1 protein-coding gene is annotated in these 1454 nt (G+C 68.6%); it reads left to right on the forward strand.

What is annotated here, in order from left to right; genetic code table 11:
- Nucleotides 1–1454, forward strand: a 1454-nt coding sequence (locus ACF1CT_RS37370) for a condensation domain-containing protein (RefSeq protein WP_391788494.1), incomplete at both ends; no start/stop codon positions are given.

Below are 1454 nucleotides of genomic sequence, written 5' to 3' on the forward strand. Positions count from 1 at the left end.
CTGGGCGGACACTCCCTGCTCGCCACCCGCGTCATCAGCCGCATCCGCACCGTCCTGAACGCCGAACTGCCGCTGCGCGCCCTCTTCGAAGGACCGACCGTGCTCCGGCTGGCCGACCGGGTTGAGCAGGCGAACACCGCACGGGCCGCGCTGACACCTCGGCCGCGCCCCGCGGAGATCCCCCTGTCTCCCGCCCAGCGCGGGCTCTGGCTCCTGAACCGTATCCAGGGACCGGCGTCGGCCACGTACAACGTGCCCATCGCGCTGCGCCTCTCCGGCGAGCTGAACAGGGAGGCGCTCGGACTCGCGCTCCAGGACGTCGTCGCACGGCACGAGAGCCTGCGGACGCTCCTCCTGGAGAGTGCGGAAGGCACTCCGTGTCAGAAGATCCTGGCCCCCGAGGAGGTCAGCCTGCCCCTGCCAGTTGCGGAGATTGCCGAAGCGGAGCTCCGCACGGCCGTCGCGGCAGTGGCGAACCAGGGCTTCGACCTGAGCGCCGAGATCCCCTTCCGAGTGCGGCTCTTCGCGTTGGGCGAGGACCAGCACGTCCTTGTGGTGGTGCTGCACCACGTCGCCGGTGACGGTTGGTCGATGGCGCCGTTGGGGCGGGATGTGGCGGAGGCGTACGAGGCGCGGGCCGCTGGGCACGCACCGGAGTGGCAGCCGCTGCCGGTGCAGTATGCGGACTACGCACTGTGGCAGCGTGAGCTGTTGGGCGACGAGAACGACCCCGAGAGCGTACTCGGCCGGCAGCTCGCGTACTGGACGACACAACTGGCCGACCTGCCTGAGCAGTTGGAGTTGCCCACCGACCGCCCCCGCCCGGCAGCGGCCTCGCACCGTGGCGACCGACTGGTCTTCGAGGTGGGGGCGGAGGTTCACGCGGGTCTCGTCGCCTTGGCGAGGGAGTCGGGTGCGAGTGTGTTCATGGTGGTGCGTGCGGCGTTCGCGACGCTGTTGTCGCGGATGGGCGCGGGGACGGACATCGCGATCGGCTCGCCGATCGCGGGGCGTACGGACGAGGCGCTGGACGACCTGGTCGGCTTCTTCATCAACACCCTTGTGCTGCGTACCGATCTGTCCGGCGACCCCACCTTCCGCGAGCTGGTGGAGAGGGTGCGGGAGACGGACCTGGCGGCGTACGCGCACCAGGACGTGCCCTTCGAGCACCTCGTCGAGGTTCTCAACCCCGAGCGATCGCTGTCACGTCACCCCCTCTTCCAGGTGATGCTGACCTTCCAGAACAACGAACAGGCGGAGTTCCAGCTCCCTGGACTGACCTTCACGAGTGAGCCGACCGGGGACGGCGCCGCAAAGTTCGACCTTCAATTGGGCATGCACGAGCAGTACGGGGACGACGGTGCTCCGGCGGGTTTGGAGGGTGGTTTTGAGTTTGCGACGGATTTGTTTGACCGGGTGACGGTTGTGGGGTTGGTGGAGCGGTTTGGGCGGTT

Source organism: Streptomyces sp. NPDC014734 (genome assembly GCF_043083325.1).
Classification (GTDB): Bacteria; Actinomycetota; Actinomycetes; order Streptomycetales; family Streptomycetaceae; genus Streptomyces.